This window comes from Campylobacter fetus subsp. fetus (genome assembly GCF_900475935.1).
GTDB lineage: Bacteria > Campylobacterota > Campylobacteria > Campylobacterales > Campylobacteraceae > Campylobacter > Campylobacter fetus.
The window spans coordinates 263,948-283,421 of the sequence record NZ_LS483431.1 but is presented as its reverse complement, the minus strand read 5'-3'; the positions used below and the strand labels follow the sequence as shown (position 1 = coordinate 283,421).

The window sequence follows — 19,474 nt, the reverse complement described above, 5'->3', positions numbered from 1 at the left end:
GCGCCGCTACTTATCAACTATCATAGCTTTTAGCTCAGCCTCAGCTACCAATTTATCGTCCACGTAAGCTTTCCCGTCTAAAACCCAAACATTTCCTTTATGTTTTAATACCTCTAAACGATACTCTAACTTATCTCCTGGCTTTACAGGATTTCTAAATTTAGCTCTATCGATACTCATAAAATATACGACTTTATTTTCTATGCTCAAACCGCTTGGATCTTCTGCACTTTTAAATGCCAAAATACCACCTGCTTGAGCCATTCCTTCTATTATCATAACACCTGGATATATCGGATGCCCAGGAAAATGTCCTTCAAAAATTTGTTCTGCGATAGTTATATTTTTATACGCATAAACACTTTTACCCGTTTCTAATTCACAAACTCTGTCTATTAACAAAAACGGATACCTATGTGGTAAAATTTTTTGAATTTCTACTACGTCTATCATAAATTTTGCCCTTACGTTGATATAAACTCCAAATTTTAGCAAAAATTAGCAAATAGTTAGATAAAACGAAATAAAAAAATCAAAATTTGTTTGTCGTTTAATTTTAATTATATATAAGCGTGCTTAATAAATTTAATATTTTTTTAAACTTTGCAGAATCAAGCAAGCAATTTGGAGAAATATTCTATCTTAAATTTAAATAAATAATGATATATCCATAGATACCGTATTTGCCGCTTCGCCTTTGGTTAGTAGCCAGCACATTTAGCCTAGCATAATTTCGCAGCCAAACTGATTTCTTATATCGTCAGTTTCCTATATCGTAAACTCTACTGTAGCTCTTTGAATTTGAAATAGTTTTATCTTGCGCTTTTGCATAATTTTCGCTTAGATAAGCTTCAAGCCCACCATCAAAATCATTGCCGAAGCTACGATCACCAAACCAAAAATGATTTTTTTCGTACTCTCTCCTTTTTGAAATTCGTAAAATATATTTAATCAAATTTAAACTTCATTTAACTTTAATTTTTAAGGTTACTTTCTATTACTGTTGCGCATTGTAAATTTAAGCTGATTTTAGAGAGATAATTTAAATATTTAGCTTGTTAAAGATATAGATTTGCGCCTCAAAAAAAGTGCGCAAAATCTACAGAACAAGCTTTTCTATGCTTTGCGTATACATAACGCTATTTGCTCTAACCTCGAATTTGCCGATATTTATCTCATCAAGCACGATGATAGGAGAAAGAGAAAAATTACCACAAAGCCATTTGCGAATTTTTAACTCGCGCTTTAGCTTCGGCGGATTTGCCATAAGCTCCGAAACGCTCTTATAAAAAAATCCACCAAGCTCGTTAAATTTAGCAAGACTAATAAGCTTTATATCGTCTTTATTTGTATTTAAAAGCTCTGAGTTCTCATTTACTTTAAATTTAACTAAATTCCTATTAAAATGCGAATAAAAAAGAAAATAACTAGGCAAAGTTACGCCATCAACGCAAACTTTTGCAAATTTTAAGCGATAATTTAAGATTTTTTCTCTTATCAGCTCAAATTCCAAACCATTTTTTTCATATTTTCTTACTTTTTTATATAGCTTTAAACGACTTTTTATAGATCCAAACTGAACTTGTCCACCAAGAGGTTCAAAAAGTTCATCTATGATTTCATTTTCTCTTTTTTGTGCACTCAATCCAAAAATGCAACCGCAGTAATTTTGATGATACAATTTATCGTTTTTAGCTAGTTCAAACTGCTTTGTAGTGCCGCCATTTTTGCGAAAATCCACAGCTATAGGCTCTAAGTTTGTACCAATAACTGCATTTTTTAATGCATTTTCTAACTGAGTAAAATCCTTTTTGGGGCTCATTAAAAGCGTTGTAGTTATCTTTTTACATCCTAACTCAACTGCTATTTGCGCCGATTTTCCCACACGAAAATCAAAACAATACTCGCACCTTTTTCCTTTTTCAGGCTCATTTTCAAGACCTTTTGTGCCCTTAAGCCAACTCTCGTAATCGTAATCTCCACAAATAAGTTTAACACCTAGCTTTTTACAACTTCTTTTTACGTCTTGATAACGCAACAAAAACTCACTATACGGATGGATATTTGGATCATAAAAGTAGCCTATGATGTTTTGGCTAGGATAGGCTTTTTTAAGCTCTTGTAAAAAGTAGTGACTATCAACACTGCAGCAGATATGAACTAGCAAAATTTGACCTTTTATTTTTATATTATCAAAATAATAGTGAATTTTTAGTAAATTTTATTACTTAAATAGATAATTTTTTATATAATAATATAAAAGGAGTCATTATGAAAACTGCTAAGATAACTGCTTATATAATCTGTCTTGTATTTCTGTTTTATACTGTTTTGGGATATTTTGCAGCTCCAAAACTCATTATGAATTATGTGCCAAAAATTGCCGTGCAATATGATGCGAATTTAAGCATAAAAAATATAAAATTAAACCCTTTTACATACGAAGCAAACATTACTGGAGTGGAGTTTAGCCGTAAATCTCCTATATTTAAATTTGACGAAATAAATATAAATTTCGATCCTATAAATTTGATAACAAAAACCATAAAAATCGCAAATTTAAAAATTTCTAAACCTGAAATTTTTATCCAAAAAGAAGAAAACGGTGAGTTTAATTTCTCATTTTTACTAAGCCAAAAAGATACAAATAGTAGTTCCGATACCGAAAAAACAACCCGATTCGAGTATGAAATAGGCGAACTCGAGATAATAAACGCAAACTTAAACTATGAAGATTTTAGCAATGATTTTAAACTTAGTTTAAAAGACATGGATTATAAACTTTCAAATTTATCTACTAAAAATGGAAGTCTTGGAGCACACTCTTTGCTAGCTAGCTCAAATCTAGCAAATAAAATAGTTATAGATGCAAATGCTAGTTTAAATCCACTCAAAATAGATGGAAATATACAGATAAACGAGCTAAAAACGAAGCCGATTTGGATATCGTTTTTCAAGAATATGCCGCTAACTATAAATAGCGCGGTTGTGAGTTCTGATGTAAATTATAGTTTTAATTTTGATAACAATATCAGCATAAAAGCAAACGCAAAAACAGATATCAAAGATATAAATATAACTCAAAATAAAAATACTTTTATAATAACTAGCTTAATCATACCGGATTTAAACGCAAATTTCATAAATAGCTATAATAATTTTGATATGAAAATGTCTATATCAAATGTAAATATAGGCAGTTTTAAAACTAAATTTGATGAATTTAATGCTAATTTTGATAAGTTGAGTTTGGCTGCAATTAGGTTAGGTTTTGATCAAAACTTGGATTTAAATTTAGATATAAATGATATAAATTTAAAAAAATTAAATGTCAAAAAAGATAGTTCAAAGCTAAGCATAGACACATTCGCATTAAATAAAATAAACTTAAAAAAAGATGATTTAAAAATAAAAAATATGTCGATTGCAAGTACGAGCTTAAACTTAGATAAGCAAAATTACCTGGATATAAATGGAACCGAGCTTAGTAATTTCAATTTAAAAAACAACAGTCTAACACTAGAAAATATAATTATAAATAAGCCAAATTTTGCGACTTTCATCGACGAGAGCGGATCTAAGTTCATAAACAATTTATTCTCCTTGCTCCCTAAAAACAGCGATAAAAAAGATGAATCCAAAAAAGATGAGTTTAACTATAATATTTCAAATTTCATCCTAAATAACGGATACTTGCATCTTAGCGACGAAATTAGCAAAAACAGTATAAAAAATATAGAACTGAGTGCCAAAAATATCTCAAATAAAGACAGTCTAACACTGAATTTAAATGCAAAAGATGATAATTTAAATTTAAAAAGCAGCGCAAAAATAAATATAAATAAAAACGAATTAGGCGGAGATATAAACTTAAATTTAAACAATCTAAACTTCGCAAAACCATACATAAAACGGTATCTAAACATCGCGGATTTAAATGCAAAGATAAATTTAAATGCAAAGATAAATTATACCGATAAACTAAGCGCAAAAGCCGATTTAAACGTAAATAACTTCTATATAAAAGATGATAGAAACGAGATATTAGGTTCTTTTAAAACTCTTAGCCAAAATATAAATTTGAACGATAAAAATATCTTGATATCAAATGTAAAGCTTGAAAATCCACATTTAAAATTTGTAGTTTCAAAACAAAAAGAATTAAATATTTTAAATTTAATAAAAAATCAAGATAGCAAAACTAGCAATGAAGAACAAAGCGATAACTTCAAACTAAGTCTAAAAAATTTAACGTTAAAAAATGGTAGTTTGGAATTTAAAGATGACAGTTTGGCTCTTCCTTTTGATACAAATATAACTAAAATATCTACCACGATAAACGAGTTATCAAATGACAAAATAAGCAATATCGCGCTTCACGGAGTTGTGGCAAACTATGGATTTAGCGAGATTTTAGTTACTACTTTGCCATTTGATCCAAGATCTAACACGGATCTTATCGTACGTTTTAAAAATATAAATTTAAAAAATATAACTCCGTATTCGGTAAAATTTTTAGGATATGAGATTGATAATGGTAGACTAAGTGTAAATTTAAATTATAAAATAAAAAACTCTATATTAAGCGGCGCAAACTCACTAAATTTCGATAACCTAACTCTAGGACGCGAAATTCCTAGCAAAGACGCGGTAAGTCTTCCTTTAAAGCTTGCGATTTCTATACTAAAAGATAGCAATAATCAAATTGATATAAATCTTCCTATATGGGGCGATTTGAACAGTCCGGAGTTTAGCTACTCAGGTATCGTTATTCAAGCTATTTTCCAACTTTTCAGTGACGTCGTCACTTCTCCATTTAGATTTATAGGAAATGTTCTTGGTATAAATACAGATGAGATCAGTAGTGTTGATTTTGCTCCAGGAACGGCGTTTTTACTAGAAACAAATGAATCAAAGATAAAAAAACTAGCAGATATCGCGAAGAAAAAACCAGAAATCATATTTACTCTCACGCCGACTTATTCTCAAATACCAGATTCCTACGCTATAGCAGATAGAAGCGTATCTAAAGATATACTTCTTGTTATGAACACAAAAGATCTAAGCTATGAAAATGCACTAAAAGAGATGTTTAAGAAAAAATTTAATAATTCTGAATTTATAAATGAAAAAGATGCGAAAGAAAAGCTTATATCTCTAGTAAAAATCAACCAAGACAGGATACTAGCCATAGCGCAAAAAAGAGTAGAAAATCTACGTAAAAAATTGATGGAAAACGGAGTTAAAGAAGGTCAAATAGAGATTTTAAATATCAAAGACGTAAAAGGTCAAGCAAACGATAAAAAAGTCTCAATGCAGATAAATATAAGAACAAGATAATTGATAAAAATAGCAAAAAGCACCGACCTTGCATATAAAAATATATTAAGATTATGCAAAGCGTTGCTTTTTAAATTTACTTTGCCAAATCAGCTAAAACTTTCATAGCGTGACCTGCGGCTTTTACGCTTTTATACACTTTTGCGATTTTTCCTGTCTTATCTATAACAAAAGTCGTTCGCACTATACCAAGATACTCTTTACCGTAGTTTTTACGTACTTGCCATACGCCATAAGCTTTTGCTATTTCTTTTTCCGGGTCGCTTAAAAGTATATGTTTAAGACTCTGTTTTTCTATGAAATTCGAGTGTGATTTTACGCTGTCTGGACTGATACCTATAATGATAGTATCGTTTGCTATGAAATCATCGTAATTTGCGCTAAACTCGCACGCTTCAGTCGTACAACCAGGCGTGTTGTCTTTTGGATAAAAGTATAAAACTACGTTTTTACCTTTAAAGTCTTTGAGTGAGATTTTAACTCCATCTGCGTTTTCTAGCTCAAAGCTTGGAGCGATATCGCCGGCTTTTAATGTAACTTTTCTCTCAACGTCTTCAGGCAAAAAAACTGTAGTTTGAGCTGATTCTTTTGTTTTAGGAGCGCATAAATTTGACTCTTTTTTATCGTTGCACGCCATTTATTTACCCTCTTTTATAGTTTGAACAGATTTTGCACCAAAATACGTCGCTTCAGGGCGAATTTCATCGAAATTTATCACGACTCTATCTGGATTTTTTCCTAAATCTTTTACCATTATATCCGTGATTTTGACTGCGATTTCATCTAGTTTTTCACGGCTTGGCATGGAACCTGCTAATTTTATATTTATAATAGGCATTTTATTTCCTTATTTAAATTTAATGCGTGATTATAGCGAATTTAAATTAATCAAATTATTCATATCTCTCAAATTTACTCCACAAATTTACTGCCATTCAAAAGATATTAATCAATTTTTTAGCATACTGCTTAGATTATTATTTCATAATTTTATTAAGCAACATATCAATATCATCTTGATGAATATTGTCTTCCATACCATACTTTTTTGCCGCCAAATTTAGCAATGATATTTGATCTTTTATGTATTTATCCACTTCGTATATTTTCCAATTTTCAAGACCAAATACATTACAATATGTGTAAACAGTTGAAAAAGTTATATTTAAAATCATACGTAAATACTGGTCGTTACCAACTATACTTTTATCATGTATGTAATGCGTATAAGCTACAGAATATGTATAATTAAGCAATTTTTTTAATTCTATTCTACCTTCTGAATCGTTAGCATGATTTATCCAAAAATGATTTTTAGAACCTTTAACAGTTGAATAATATCTGTCATACTGACCCAATAAATATTCGCCAACATCATCTTGTTTACCATTATATATAAAAAATGTTATCACTAAAGCGACTAAAATAGAAATTCCATATGTGAAAAAACTTAATATTATAGCAATAATCCATAAAATAGCCATTTTATTCCTTTATTTTATATCCAAATTTTTTCAAGAAAAATTTGTAAAGTTTTTTTACGATAAAAATCAAAGCCCAAGCAACACCGCCCAATACCAGCATGTAGATTATCGCTCCTACGCTTTGTCCGTTTGATGTAGCACCTTTAAAAACTGCCAAAAATAATCCAGCAGGGAAAAACCATAAGGCTAATCCAATCACTAAAGCCAAAGCAAATGCAACAAATTTCATTCTAATTCCCCCTTATTAAACCTTGATTATCTTCTCTCATTCCGTATTTACGGTATCTTTCAAGCTCATAATGCAAATGCTCTATACCAAATTCCTTATTTTTCATTCCACTGGCAAATATAATTTCATTTAGTATAAATAGCTTTTGATTTCCACTTACTACTTCATTTCTCTCAACTGCTACTTTATCAAATTCATCTGATATAGTTTTAAGCAAATTTATGATTTCCTCTTTTGCAAACATACCTACATAAGGATTTTTTGTAGATTTTAAAAGCTCTATATTTGCATCCACCAGCTCATCGTATAAAGTTCGCTCTTTTTTTACAGCATCTGGCATTTGAGAATAAATCATAAAAACACAAAATATAACAAATAAAATAAAAAATATTACCCACATCATTAACCTACTTAAATATTCTCTTTACATCACATTTACTTGGAATTGTCATATCGTAATCAAAAATCAAAGCATTATCATAAGAATAATTATCATATTTCAAAATTGCTTCGCTTCCATATGTGTAGTGATAACAAAATTTTGTTTCGATAAATATCTCATCAGATGTTCTGTATAAATTACTATCAACTCTTTTTACATAAACTTTATACAACTCTGCATTAAGAAATGAAAGACAAACAAATAGACAAAATAAAAATTTCATACAACCCTCCTTAAATTTATCCCATAGGATATAGAAAATATAATTGTATCGGTATAAATTTAAAAGAAAATTAATCCCATAGGATAAATATGCAGAGTGAGTTTAGCAATGCAAGTGACGAGGAAATCGCTGCTTTTTACAGACAATTATCACAAAACGTAAAACACTTAAGAGAACAAAGTAAAATTTCTCAGCTTGAATTAGCTTTAGAAATAGGTATCAAATCAGTCGCATTTTACTCCAATTGTGAAAATAATCGCTATGGAAAACACTTCAACATCGAACATATTTTTAAAATTTCAAAAGCCTTAAATGTGGATATAGAAGAACTATTTAAATTTAAAAATTAAGCTAAATTTAGTAATATTCAAAAGATATTAATCAAATTTTGGATAAAATCAGGCAAATTTTATAACCACGAAAGGCAACAAAATGGCAATACCAGAAGCAGAGCATATATGGTTTGATGGGAAACTAATCAAGTGGAAAGATGCCACGGTTCATGTTTTAACTCATTCACTTCATTATGGAAATGCTGTTTTTGAGGGAGTTAGGGCTTATAAGACACCAAAAGGCTTAGCTATATTTAAACTAAAAGAACATACAAAAAGACTTTTTGAATCAGCAAAAGCCTGCGGGATTACTATCCCATTTTCACAAGATGAGATAAATAAAGCGCATATAGATTTACTAAAAAGCAACACTTATAACAGCAACGTTTATATCCGTCCACTTGTATTTTTAGGGTACGGAAAAATGGGAGTTAGCCACATCGGCTGCCCAGTAAATACGGCTATAGCCGCATGGCAATGGGGAGCTTACATGGGCGATGATGCTCTTGAAAACGGGATAAAAGTAACGATCTCATCTTGGATAAAACCGGCACCGTTTTCTATGATGGCAAAAGCAAAAGCAAGCGCGAATTACTTCAACTCTCAAATGGCGAACTACGAAGCGCAATTATCTGGATACGATGAAGCTTTGCTTCTTGATCCTCAAGGATTTATAGCTGAAGGAAGCGGAGAGTGCTTTTTCATAGTAAAAAACGGCGTGATCATTACTCCTCCAAATGACACGAGTTTAGAAAGTATAACTCAAAAAACGGTTATAGATATCGCAAAAGATCTAGGCTACGAAGTGGTCCGTCAAAGAATCACAAGAGATGAAGCATATACGGCAGATGAGGCATTTTTTACAGGAACAGCCGCGGAAGTAACGCCTATAAGCAACATCGACGGTAGGATTATCGGCTCAGGAAAAAGGGGCGTTATAGCCACACAGCTTCAAGCCGCATATTTTGATGTAGTAATGGGTAAAAATGCAAAATACGAGCATTTTGTAACATATATAAAATAAATTTAAAAGGAATAAACTTGCCAGCAGATTTAAATGATTATTTCAACAAGAAAAACGGTAATGGAGGCGGAAACGGCGGAGATAATAAGCCGAATTTCAACTTTAAAAAACCAAATATGCCGAGCCTTCCTAGCGGCTTTGGTAAATTTAGCGGTATAATTTACGCTATCGTCGTTATCATAGCTGTTTTAGTCATAGCAAAACCATTTATAATAATAAATTCAGGTGAGGTGGGTATCAAATCAACAGCGGGTAAATTCGATCCGACACCTCTTGGTCCAGGATTTCATTTCTTTGTACCTTTTGTACAAGAAGTAAGAGTAGTAGATACTAAAGTTCGTATCATAAACTATACTTCAAGCGAAGGCAGAAACGAAGCAAATTACCGTGGCAGCGGTATAGAAACAAAAGATACTATATCGGTTCTTGATTCTCGCGGTCTTCCAGTCAGCATGGATATCACCGTTCAGTACAGACTAAATCCGCAAAATGCTCCTCAAACTATAGCCGCATGGGGATTTAGCTGGGAAAGTAAGATAATTGATCCAGTTGTTAGAAACGTTGTTAGAAACGTAACTGGTAAGTACACCGCCGAAGAGCTTCCTGAGCGTCGTAATGATATAGCAGTAGCTATAGATAATGGTATAAGAACAGATATCGATAGCCAACAAAATAAACCGGTAGAGCTTTTAAGTGTACAACTTCGCGAGATAATACTTCCGCCAAAAGTAAAAGAGCAAATCGAACGAGTTCAAATAGCAAAACAAGAAGCCGAAAGAACAAAATACGAAGTAGAACGAGCGAATCAAGAAGCTCTTAAAAAAGCAGCTCTTGCAAAAGGTAACGCAGAAGCCGTAAAAATAGAAGCTCAAGGTAGAGCCGACGCTTTAAAAATAGAAGCAAACGCTCAAGCATACGCAAACAAAGAAGTAGCAAAAAGTTTAGATAATAACTTACTGCAACTAAAACAAATTCAAACCCAAAAAGAGTTTAATGAAGCATTAAAAGTAAATACCGATGCTAAGATATTTTTAACTCCAGGAGGAGCCGTACCAAATATCTGGGTGGATACAAAAGACAAACCCAAGCAAAGCGCTCTAGAGCAAAAGTAAGGATAAAATATGTGTGTGAATTGGGATAAAGTAGCTGGACTTTTACCAGTAAGTGTACAAGAGTATAGCTCAAATGAAGTTCTTATGATGGCTTATATGAATGAAGCAGCACTTAATCTTAGTATAGAAACTGGTTTTGCTCACTACTTTTCACGCACAAAAAATAGAATCTGGAAAAAAGGTGAAGAGAGCGGAAATTTTCAGATTATTAAATTTATGGCTCTTGATTGCGATAACGACGCGCTTCTTATTAAAGTCAAACAAATAGGCGACAATGCTTGTCATACCGGAGCAAAATCTTGTTTTTTTAATGAAATTTCAGCCAACAAAGCAAATTTAAATAACAATCAAAAAACCCATAAATACGATATTTTAGATCATCTTTATCATATAGCTCTTGATAGAAAATTAAATAGGAGCGAGAACTCGTATATATCTAAACTATATCAAAAAGGTGAAAATAGTTACTTAAAAAAAATATGCGAGGAAGCCGGAGAGTTCAGTTTTGCTATCAAAGATCTTTCTAAATTTAAAAAATATGCAGATCTAAACAAAGAGAGTTTCGGCGAACATATAGATGGCAAACCAGATTACGACGTAGTATATGAAGCAGCAGATATTTTATTTCATCTTATAGTCGCTTTAGCTGATTTTGATATACATCCGGCTAGAGTTTTAGATGAGCTGAAAAGACGCGAAGGAATAAGCGGTATTGAGGAGAAAAATGCTCGCTCTAGATAGCATAAAACAAGGTATTAAATTTTATATATCGCATTTCGGTTTTATCGATTATTTTGCGATAATTTGGGTTTTATTAGTGTTTTTAGTGGTGCTTTTTCTTGTTATAATACTCATTTTTAAGCGCCCAGGTCTTGCCTCAATCCTACTTATAGCCGATATAGTATTTGTATTTCTTGGTATATTCTATACGCATAAATTTATAGATGAAACTTTAAGAAAGAGAGAGATTATGATAAGTGATATAAAACAGCTAAACTACTCAGATACAATGATAGTCGATCTGAATTTGACTAACAAGTCAAATAAAGCGTTTAAATATTGCAATGTAAATTTGAAGTTTTACAAAGTAGCGCCTAATAAATTTAAAAACTACATAAATTCTCTTAAGCCATTTTACAAAAAAAATAGCGTGATAGAAGATGGAGTAAATATAGGTCAAACCAAAAACTTAAGGCTTGTCATAAATGACTTTAGACCGACTGATTATAATACAACTGTGACTTCGGAGTGTTTTTGATGGGTTATTTTACTATTTATCACATAATCGCACTAGTGATTATATTTATACTATTTTTAGCTTTTTTATTTCTGTCCATAAAAGAAAAAAAGGTTTCAGTAGTGCTAAGTATGGTGCTGCTAAATATATTTGTCATGACCTCTGTTAGCATACTTGCAATGCTTATAATAGACGAATATACAAAAATAGCCAGAATAATCCAATTAGACCAAAACAGAGTACTCATCAATGAAAGTATAGTATTTACGGGCACTATCCAAAACACGGGCTCACATACGATCACTAATTGCAAATTTAATATAAGACTTGTTAATTCTCCTGTTGAAAAAGGAAAGCTTGATCCTACTATATTTCAAACAAGAGGATTTTTTGAAATATTTAAAAGAAAAGATACTCAATCCAGCACACAAAATGCTAGCTTCACAATCGGACATGGTTTAAAAGCAGGTGAAACTAGAGCATTTAGCGTTTCTATGAATTATCCGGCGCATTTTAGAAGTCCAAGTGTATATCATACTTTATCTTGCCACTGATAATCAGCAAGATAAAATCACATAAAACCAGGCTTTGAAACTCTGGTTTTAAATAAATTTATTTTATAAAATAATCACCATCAAAGCTCACGAGAGAATATTTTCGCTCATTGCCAAGGCTGCTAGTAAGCTCATCGATACTAAGAAACTCAAGACTATCAGCGCCTATAAACTTACGCACCTCTTCTACGTTCATATTTGCACTTATAAGCTCAGCGTAACTTGGCGTATCGATACCGTATCTACAAGGATGTTTGATTTCTGGAGCAGCTATTTTCATATGAATCTCTTTTACTCCGGCATGCCTTAAAAGCTCAACAATTTTTTTACTAGTAGTTCCTCTTACTATACTATCATCGATGACAACAACGCTTTTCCCATTTAAAACAGAACTCATAGGGTTTAATTTCAGCTTAACTTTTAAATTTCTCATCTCTTGAGTAGGCTCTATAAATGTACGACCCACATAGTGATTTCTCACTATAGCCATCTCAAACGGTATTTTGCTAAACTGAGAATATCCAAGCGCCGCGGGAACTCCAGAATCTGGCACCGGAACTACAAAATCAGCTTTGATATTTGATTTTTTAGCCAAAGTCTCGCCGAGTTTTTTTCTTATGTCATATACATTTTTACCGTCTATGACACTATCTGGTCTAGCAAAATATATATACTCAAAAGCGCAAATTCTAGGATCGACTTGTCCAAAAAGCTGGATACTTTTAAACTCGCTTTTACCTTCTTCAAATATAAGCATCTCTCCTGGCTTCACGTCTCTTATAAAAGTTGCTCCTACAAGATCAAACGCACAAGTCTCGCTAGCTACGATATATCCGCCATCTTTTAATCTCCCAAGACTAAGTGGTCGTACGCCGTAAGGATCGCGCAAAACAAACATCTTTGAACGACTCAGTATAAGAAGACAATACGCTCCTATAATCTGACGAACGGCTTCAACTATGCGATCTTGCAGATGCTCTTTTTTGCTTTTTGCAATAAGATGAAGAATATTTTCCGTATCCATATTTGACTGAAATATCGCACCGTCCTCGACAAGCCTCTCTCTAACTTCATTTTTATTTATCAAATTTCCGTTATGCACTATGCTAATCTGACCCAAAGAGTATTTTGCGCTAACTGGCTGAGCATCCAAAACGCTATCGCTTCCTGCGGTTGAATAACGATTGTGACCTATTGCCATTTCACCTTTTAAAACTTCAAAACTATCATGATTAAAAACTTCTGTTACTAAACCGCGATTTTTAATGGTTTTGATATTGTGATTATTACTAGCGCTGATTCCGCTTGCTTCTTGACCGCGATGCTGCATAGAAAATAGACCGTAATAAGCAGTCTTAGCGGCATCTTTTGAATTTATAATTCCTACTATCGCACACATTTTATAGTCCTAAACAATCATAAATAGAGTAAAGCTTAGGCTCTTTTGATTTTATCCAAATGGCAGCTTTTATAGCGCCTTTTGCAAATGTAGCTCTAGATGTAGCAGTGTGATTGAGTTCGATAAACTCCCCATCATTATAAAATCCTACAGTATGACGACCGACTATATCGCCGCCTCTTAGGGACATAACAGCTATCTCGTCTTTGCTTCTAGCTCCTATCATCCCGTCTCTACCGCTAACTCTTACGCTATCTAAAGTCAAGTTTCTAGCTTTTGCGGCATGCGTTGCTAGTGTAAGAGCCGTGCCGCTTGGGGCATCTACTTTACGGCGATGATGCATCTCGACTATCTCTATATCAAATCCATCTAAAACTCTACTTGCAAGTTCAGTAAGTCTATTTAACACTGCTACGCCTAAACTCATATTTGTAGCTTGAAGTATAGGCATAACAGAGCTAGCAAGTTTTATGAGCTCATCACCTTCGCTTCCCAGACCGGTTGTACCTATGATCAAAGGTTTTGGGTTTGTTCTTGCATAGTTTATTAAATTGACAGCACCATCTTTAATACTAAAATCAATTATCACATCGCTATTATCAAAAAGTGTTTTTAAATCATTTGTAACGATAGCATCACCGACATCAAAAGGCATAGGTTCTATCGTATAAGCAACGCTTAAAATTGCTTGTTCATTGTTTTTTAAATTTGAAATTATCTCATATCCCATTTTACCGCTTGCACCGTGAATTCCTATCCGTATCATCATACACCTTTTTGGTTTGAATTTTTTCTCATTTTATCAAATTTTTAATTACAAAATGGTTATGTTATAGAAAATTTGAAATTGAAATTTGAGTAAATGTGAAGATTTGAGATATTAATATAATTCGAAATTTGATATTTTAAATTTAAAAAACTAGGCTCAAATAAAAACTTATTTGAGTCTAAATTTAAAAATTAAAATAATCCAACAATTTGAGAAGCAATTTTATCTTCTAATATAGGAGTAGCTTCAGCCAAATCTAATCCCATTTTAGTAGCTTCGGCAAATATAATTGTCTTTTTCTCTATATAATCGCTTTCATAGCTTTGGCTAGAGGTGTCAACTTGGTTACTTCTTAGCGAACCGCTTGCATTATCATTTTTGATATTTCCGCCAAACGAATTTAAAAATCCAGATTTACTTGAATCGCTAACTGAAGCTTGTCCGCTCACGCTTCCTGTAGAGCTAAGAACCATTCCTTTTGATTTTTGTTTTATATTTATATCTACTTGCATTTGCCAAATAGTATCTTCGGTAATCTTGCCTAAAACTCCACCAACCAAAGCACCAGCAGCACCAGCAGCTATCATACTACCGGCCCCTCCGCTATTATATCCGCTTATAGCTGCTCCGGTGGCTCCTAAAGCTACAGCGCCGCCTGCAGCGTTATTTTCTGATTTTTTATCGCAATATAATACATTTGTACTAAGTATATATGTAGCAACGTCTGGATCATCTACTATCTGATAACCTTTAGACTGCAAACCTTGTATGATTCTATTTTCCAAATTCACATCATGACCGCTTGTGTTTTTGATATTGACAAAAACAAGTCTCTTGTCTTTAGCAACCGGATCTATAAATATACTTTGAGTCATTTTAGAGCTAGTCTGCAAATTCGTAGTAGCACAACCTGTTAAAAAAAGCAGCACGGCAATACTGCCTAAGATAGTTTTTGAACTTAAAATTTTCATATGAAACCTTATTTATAAATTTATTGCATAATAACAAAAAAGTTTATAAAAATCGCTTAAATGAATTTATTAAAGTCAGTAAAAACTGACTTTAATAATGAAGGCTCTCTATATAGCTCATAGCTGAAAGTGCTGCAGTAGCACCATCGGCAGCTGCACACACAACTTGTTTTGGAGCATCTTCTCTTAAGTCTCCAGCAGCAAAAAGACCGGGAATATTTGTTTGCATTTTTAAATTTACCCTAACTTGACCTGTTGATAAAGTATCACATATAAAATTGCCGTTTTCATCTTTTAAAACATCGTTTCTAACATCCAAACCAACAAAAGTAAATATACCAGGCACTGCCAAATCACGCACTGAGCCATCTTGAAGCTTAACTTTTACCCCTTTTACTCCAGCTACGCTATCTCCATAAACCTCATCTACTCTCGCATTTGTTATAAGCTCTATTTTTGGATTTTTTTTAACTTTTTCTACCGTGATCGGAGCTGCTCTAAAACTATCTCTTCTATGTATCAAATAAACCTTAGAACAGATATTTGCTAGATATTCGGCCTCTTCAAGCGCTGTATCCCCGCCACCTAAAACCGCAACTTCTTTATTTTTATAAAAAAATCCATCACAAGTCGCACAAGTAGAAATTCCCTTACCGAAAAACTCGTCTTCTCCTTTAAATCCAGCTCTTTTTGGCGTTGAACCGGTGCAAACTATAACTGCTTTTGCGGTTTCTACTTTATTACCTTCTAAAAAAATACTAAAACTTCCATCACTGTTTTTTGACACTCTTTGAACATTTGCCATTTCATGTTTTAAACCAAATCTAGTACATTGCTCAGTCCAAGGAGTCATAAAACTAAGACCATCCATAACTGTCGCGACTCCGGGATAGTTTTCCATCTCAGAACTACTTGTTATCTGACCTCCGGGCATTCCTTTTTCAAACATCACAACATTTTTAAGACCGCCGCGAGTTGCATACAAACCTGCGGATAGTCCGGCAGGACCTCCTCCAATTATCGCTACATCTAACATAATTTGCTCCTAAATAAATTTATATCTATAAAATTAAATAATAAATCACATAAAAATAAATTTTAAATTTTTGATTGAATATATACAGACAGATAATGGGGTAAAACCCCATTTGGATTATAAAAGCGAGTTAATTTTATCAGCAATTGCTATTTTTGATTGCGCGCCGATCATTTGATCTACTATTTGACCATCTTTAAAAAATAGTAGCGTTGGTATCGAACGAACGCCATACTCAACAGCTAAATCTTGTGCCTCGTCCGTATTAACTTTACAAATTTTAGCCTTGCCATCAAACTCAGCAGCAAGCTCATCAATAACTGGAGCTAACATTCTACAAGGTCCGCACCAAGGAGCCCAAAAATCTACTAATGCAACGCCTTCTTTGGCAACATTAAAATTTTCTGAAGTAAGCTCTATATATTTACCCATTTGTTTCTCATCTCCTTAATAAATTTAGTCAAATTATACATTAAAAAGCTTAAATTAAAAGACAATAGTGAATTAAAAGCTAACGTTTTGTATAAATTTAACCTTATTTTGTTCAATACATATAATATCTATCTGGTAATTCAAATCAAAATCGTATTTTAGCATATAAAAGTTAATAGTTTTTATTATTTTATAAATTTTATTTTGTGTAACTCTATATATAGTTTCGTAATCTTTACTAGTAGATTTTACCTCTACAAAATGGAGAACATCATCCTTTTTTGCAATTATATCGATTTCTCCGAATTTAGAATGAAAGTTTTTTTCTAATATTTCAAAACCTTGCGATACCAAATATTTAGCTGCCATATTCTCGCCTTTAAATCCAAAAAGATACTCTTTTAGACCCAAATTATTCTTCTATTCTGATCATAAATGGCTTATCTTTTATAAAACTCTCATTTTCAAGTAGATTTACCACTCTTACCATATCTGCTTCTAAGCATGTATGAGTAGTAAAATACAAAGTGCTACTATCACAACTCTTATCGACTCTTGGTTTTTGTAAAAAGCTATCTATAGAGAGATTATTTTTACTCATTAGATCCGTAATCTTAGCTAAAACACCTATCTCATCGGCTACTTTTAATCTTAAATAATACTTAGTTCTAATATCTTTTGGACTCATAAGCTCAAGCGGAGCTATCTCAAGCGGAGCTTTATAACCAAGCATAGGATTTTTAACGTTTCTTGCTATATCTATAAGATCGCTTATAACGGCACTTGCAGTAGCACTTCCGCCGGCTCCGGCTCCATAAAACAGACTTTCTCCAACAGCATCTCCAGTAACGCTAATGGCGTTCATCACTCCGTCTACTTTTGCTATCATTTTATCTTTTCTAATAAGAGCTGGATGAACGCGAAGTTCTACTTTATCTTCTCTTCGTTTTGCTATAGCTAATAATTTAATAACATATTCAAATTCATTCGCAAAATATATATCTTCATTAGTGATATCGCCTATGCCTTCTATGAGTATATCTTGCGGTTTTGCATGCACCAAATAAGCTATACTAGCAAGTATAAGGAGCTTATGAGCCGTGTCAAATCCTCCTATATCAAATGTCGGATCAGCTTCAGCGTAGCCGAGTTCTTGAGCTCTTTTTAACGCTTCATTAAATTTAGTGCCGTTTTGCATCATATTTGTAAGTATATAGTTGCTAGTACCGTTCATAATGCCTACGATTTTTTCTATATGGTTTGCGCTTAAACCCTCTCTTAAGGCTTTTATGATAGGAATACCTCCAGCTACGCTAGCTTCATAACCAAATGGAGTATCTCCGGCAAGCATCTCAAGCTCACTTCTATGATAAGCTAATAAAGCTTTATTTGCAGTTACGACAGGTTTTTTTTTCTTTAAGATTTTGCTTACTACATCATATGGTTTTTCCACGCCTCCCATAAGCTCCACAAAAACATCAATATCATCCCTATTTATAACACTTTGTATATCATCGCTAAGAGGTATACTAGACTCTCTTTTTTTACTTATATCGCGTACAACACCTATAACAGGTGTTATCTCAACACCCGATCTAGCTGTTATCAACCGTCTATTATTTATTAATACGTTGGCAACTTCGCTGCCAACAGTACCTAATCCAAGTATCGCTACTCTCATTCAAATTCTTTTAAATATTTTTTTATATTTCTAGCTGCTTGACGGATACGATTTTCATTTTCTATAAATGCAATTCTTACATATCCATCACCAAGCGCACCAAATCCGGCTCCAGGACTAACTGCTACGCAAGCTTTTGTTAGAAGCTGCTTTGCAAACTCTTTGCTTCCTATGCTTCCTACTTGATGAGGAAGTTTTGCCCATGCAAACATACTAGCTCTTGGCTTTGCTATCTCCCATCCAGCAGAACAAAACGCATCTATCAATATATCTCTTCTTTTCTCATATGTTTGGCGAATTTGCTCAACGCAGTTTTGATCACCATCAAGAGCAACAGTCGCTGCTACTTGAATAGGAGTAAACATACCATAATCAAACCATGATTTTATCTTTTTAAGTGCGGCGACTAATTTTTTATTTCCACATACAAAACCGACTCTCCAACCTGCCATATTGTATGATTTTGATAGCGTATAGCACTCTACTGCAACGTCTTTTGCGCCTTCAACTTCAAAAATACTAGGAGTTTTATACCCATCAAAAGTAAGTTCGGCGTAAGCTATATCGCTTATTATATAAAATCTCTCCTTCTTTGCCATATCTACTAAACGCTCATAAAAACTCTTTTGACAAGTCACCGTTGTTGGATTGTGGGGGAAATTTACTACTATATATTTTGGTCGTGGAATACTTTCATCTATAGTTCTTTGTAAATTTTCAAAAAATTTATTCTCATCTAGTTCAAATTCGGAATTATAGCTAAGCGGCATTTTGGCGACATTTCCACCAGCTATAATAAATGCTTGAGTATGTATAGGATAAGCAGGATCTGGAACGATCGCAACGTCTCCTGGATTTACTATAGCTTGAGTTAAATGCACAAAACCCTCTTTGCTACCCATAGTAGCGACTGCTTCAGTTTCTGGATCTAATACTACTCCATATTTTCTTTTATACCAATTACAGATAGCTAAACGGAGTTTATATATACCCTGACTTACGCTATATCCATGAGTTTTATCTTTTTGAGCGCTCTCACAAAGCTTATCTATGATGTGTGCCGGCGTTCTGCCATCTGGATTTCCCATAGAAAAATCTATTATATCAGCTCCGTCTCTTCTTGCAGCCATTTTTATAGCATTTACTTCGGCAAAGGCGTAGTTTGGTAATCTCTCAATAGTATTAAAACGTATCTCGTCAAACATAATA

Annotated in this window: 24 protein-coding genes; 7 read left to right on the top strand and 17 right to left on the bottom strand. The window is 33.1% G+C overall.

All coding sequences use genetic code 11. The features are described from left to right. Window positions 1–6: 6 nt before the first annotated feature. The 3 genes from fabZ to DQN38_RS01565 form a co-directional block, all read right to left on the bottom strand. On the bottom strand, window positions 7–453 hold the full coding sequence (fabZ, locus tag DQN38_RS01575) for a 3-hydroxyacyl-ACP dehydratase FabZ (protein WP_002848435.1): 447 nt from the start codon (window positions 451–453) through the stop codon (window positions 7–9). Between the two features lie 307 nt (window positions 454–760). Beyond that, window positions 761–955, bottom strand: a complete 195-nt coding sequence (locus DQN38_RS01570; protein WP_038452806.1) for a hypothetical protein — start codon at window positions 953–955, stop codon at window positions 761–763. A gap of 144 nt (window positions 956–1,099) precedes the next feature. Beyond that, entirely contained in the window at window positions 1,100–2,167 is a 1,068-nt protein-coding gene (locus tag DQN38_RS01565; protein WP_002848433.1) for an epoxyqueuosine reductase QueH, read from the bottom strand. A 104-nt stretch (window positions 2,168–2,271) separates the two neighbouring features. Here DQN38_RS01565 and DQN38_RS01560 point away from each other — a divergent pair, with 104 nt between their 5' ends. Beyond that, window positions 2,272–5,340 carry a DUF748 domain-containing protein gene (locus tag DQN38_RS01560; RefSeq protein ID WP_065843689.1) on the top strand — a complete coding sequence of 1,023 codons (3,069 nt, stop codon included), beginning with the start codon at window positions 2,272–2,274 and terminating at the stop codon, window positions 5,338–5,340. A gap of 76 nt (window positions 5,341–5,416) precedes the next feature. Here the strand turns inward: DQN38_RS01560 and bcp are convergent, their stop codons facing one another. From bcp to DQN38_RS01530, 6 genes are all read right to left on the bottom strand, one after another. Next, entirely contained in the window at window positions 5,417–5,977 is a 561-nt protein-coding gene (gene bcp / locus DQN38_RS01555; RefSeq protein WP_002848432.1) for a thioredoxin-dependent thiol peroxidase, read from the bottom strand. Further along, on the bottom strand, window positions 5,978–6,178 hold the full coding sequence (locus DQN38_RS01550) for a tautomerase family protein (RefSeq protein WP_002848431.1): 201 nt from the start codon (window positions 6,176–6,178) through the stop codon (window positions 5,978–5,980). A gap of 139 nt (window positions 6,179–6,317) precedes the next feature. Continuing rightward, window positions 6,318–6,824, bottom strand: a complete 507-nt coding sequence (locus DQN38_RS01545; protein ID WP_038452799.1) for a hypothetical protein — start codon at window positions 6,822–6,824, stop codon at window positions 6,318–6,320. Between the two features lies 1 nt (window position 6,825). Beyond that, window positions 6,826–7,053: a hypothetical protein gene (locus tag DQN38_RS01540; protein ID WP_065843688.1), complete on the bottom strand. Its 228-nt coding sequence runs from the start codon at window positions 7,051–7,053 to the stop codon at window positions 6,826–6,828. A 1-nt stretch (window position 7,054) separates the two neighbouring features. Next, window positions 7,055–7,453, bottom strand: a complete 399-nt coding sequence (locus DQN38_RS01535) for a hypothetical protein (RefSeq protein ID WP_002848428.1) — start codon at window positions 7,451–7,453, stop codon at window positions 7,055–7,057. A gap of 7 nt (window positions 7,454–7,460) precedes the next feature. Further along, a complete protein-coding gene (locus DQN38_RS01530) occupies window positions 7,461–7,718 on the bottom strand; it encodes a hypothetical protein (protein WP_002848427.1) in 258 nt (85 codons plus the stop codon). A gap of 89 nt (window positions 7,719–7,807) precedes the next feature. Between DQN38_RS01530 and DQN38_RS01525 the strand changes: the two genes are divergently transcribed. The 6 genes from DQN38_RS01525 to DQN38_RS01500 all read left to right on the top strand — a co-directional run bounded on the left by DQN38_RS01525 (window position 7,808) and on the right by DQN38_RS01500 (window position 11,977). After that, the gene (locus tag DQN38_RS01525; RefSeq protein ID WP_002848421.1) at window positions 7,808–8,068 is read left to right on the top strand and encodes a helix-turn-helix domain-containing protein; all 261 of its coding nucleotides are present in this window, start codon (window positions 7,808–7,810) and stop codon (window positions 8,066–8,068) included. Window positions 8,069–8,156: 88 nt separating this feature from the next. Then, complete coding sequence (locus DQN38_RS01520; protein WP_170117954.1) at window positions 8,157–9,074, top strand: branched-chain amino acid transaminase; 918 nt, start codon at window positions 8,157–8,159, stop codon at window positions 9,072–9,074. Window positions 9,075–9,091: 17 nt separating this feature from the next. Next, on the top strand, window positions 9,092–10,186 hold the full coding sequence (locus DQN38_RS01515) for an SPFH domain-containing protein (protein WP_011731770.1): 1,095 nt from the start codon (window positions 9,092–9,094) through the stop codon (window positions 10,184–10,186). Between the two features lie 9 nt (window positions 10,187–10,195). Beyond that, window positions 10,196–10,927, top strand: a complete 732-nt coding sequence (gene hisIE, locus DQN38_RS01510; protein ID WP_038452797.1) for a bifunctional phosphoribosyl-AMP cyclohydrolase/phosphoribosyl-ATP diphosphatase HisIE — start codon at window positions 10,196–10,198, stop codon at window positions 10,925–10,927. Beyond that, the gene (locus tag DQN38_RS01505; RefSeq protein WP_002848412.1) at window positions 10,911–11,444 is read left to right on the top strand and encodes a DUF2393 family protein; all 534 of its coding nucleotides are present in this window, start codon (window positions 10,911–10,913) and stop codon (window positions 11,442–11,444) included. The genes hisIE and DQN38_RS01505 overlap by 17 nt, the downstream gene beginning before the upstream one ends. Beyond that, window positions 11,444–11,977, top strand: coding sequence for a DUF2393 family protein (locus DQN38_RS01500; RefSeq protein ID WP_065843686.1), 534 nt, complete (start codon window positions 11,444–11,446; stop codon window positions 11,975–11,977). The genes DQN38_RS01505 and DQN38_RS01500 overlap by 1 nt, the downstream gene beginning before the upstream one ends. A 58-nt stretch (window positions 11,978–12,035) precedes the next feature. On the opposite strand, the gene purF is transcribed toward DQN38_RS01500, so the two are convergent. The 8 genes from purF to DQN38_RS01460 form a co-directional block, all read right to left on the bottom strand. Further along, window positions 12,036–13,376 (bottom strand): amidophosphoribosyltransferase, encoded by a 1,341-nt coding sequence (purF, locus tag DQN38_RS01495; protein WP_002848409.1) that lies wholly within the window; start codon window positions 13,374–13,376, stop codon window positions 12,036–12,038. Between the two features lies 1 nt (window position 13,377). Next, entirely contained in the window at window positions 13,378–14,142 is a 765-nt protein-coding gene (gene dapB, locus DQN38_RS01490; RefSeq protein ID WP_002848407.1) for a 4-hydroxy-tetrahydrodipicolinate reductase, read from the bottom strand. Window positions 14,143–14,336: 194 nt separating this feature from the next. Continuing rightward, complete coding sequence (locus tag DQN38_RS01485) at window positions 14,337–15,116, bottom strand: complement resistance protein TraT (RefSeq protein WP_111738142.1); 780 nt, start codon at window positions 15,114–15,116, stop codon at window positions 14,337–14,339. 91 nt (window positions 15,117–15,207) lie between these two features. Further along, the gene (gene trxB / locus DQN38_RS01480) at window positions 15,208–16,152 is read right to left on the bottom strand and encodes a thioredoxin-disulfide reductase (RefSeq protein WP_002848401.1); all 945 of its coding nucleotides are present in this window, start codon (window positions 16,150–16,152) and stop codon (window positions 15,208–15,210) included. 117 nt (window positions 16,153–16,269) lie between these two features. Then, window positions 16,270–16,584, bottom strand: coding sequence for a thioredoxin (gene trxA, locus DQN38_RS01475; RefSeq protein WP_002848398.1), 315 nt, complete (start codon window positions 16,582–16,584; stop codon window positions 16,270–16,272). Window positions 16,585–16,656: 72 nt separating this feature from the next. Beyond that, window positions 16,657–16,995 carry a YraN family protein gene (locus tag DQN38_RS01470; protein WP_002848396.1) on the bottom strand — a complete coding sequence of 113 codons (339 nt, stop codon included), beginning with the start codon at window positions 16,993–16,995 and terminating at the stop codon, window positions 16,657–16,659. A 1-nt stretch (window position 16,996) separates the two neighbouring features. Continuing rightward, entirely contained in the window at window positions 16,997–18,265 is a 1,269-nt protein-coding gene (locus tag DQN38_RS01465) for a homoserine dehydrogenase (RefSeq protein ID WP_111738141.1), read from the bottom strand. Continuing rightward, the gene (locus DQN38_RS01460; protein ID WP_002848395.1) at window positions 18,262–19,470 is read right to left on the bottom strand and encodes an LL-diaminopimelate aminotransferase; all 1,209 of its coding nucleotides are present in this window, start codon (window positions 19,468–19,470) and stop codon (window positions 18,262–18,264) included. Before DQN38_RS01460 ends, DQN38_RS01465 begins: the two co-directional genes overlap by 4 nt. Window positions 19,471–19,474 lie beyond the last annotated feature (4 nt).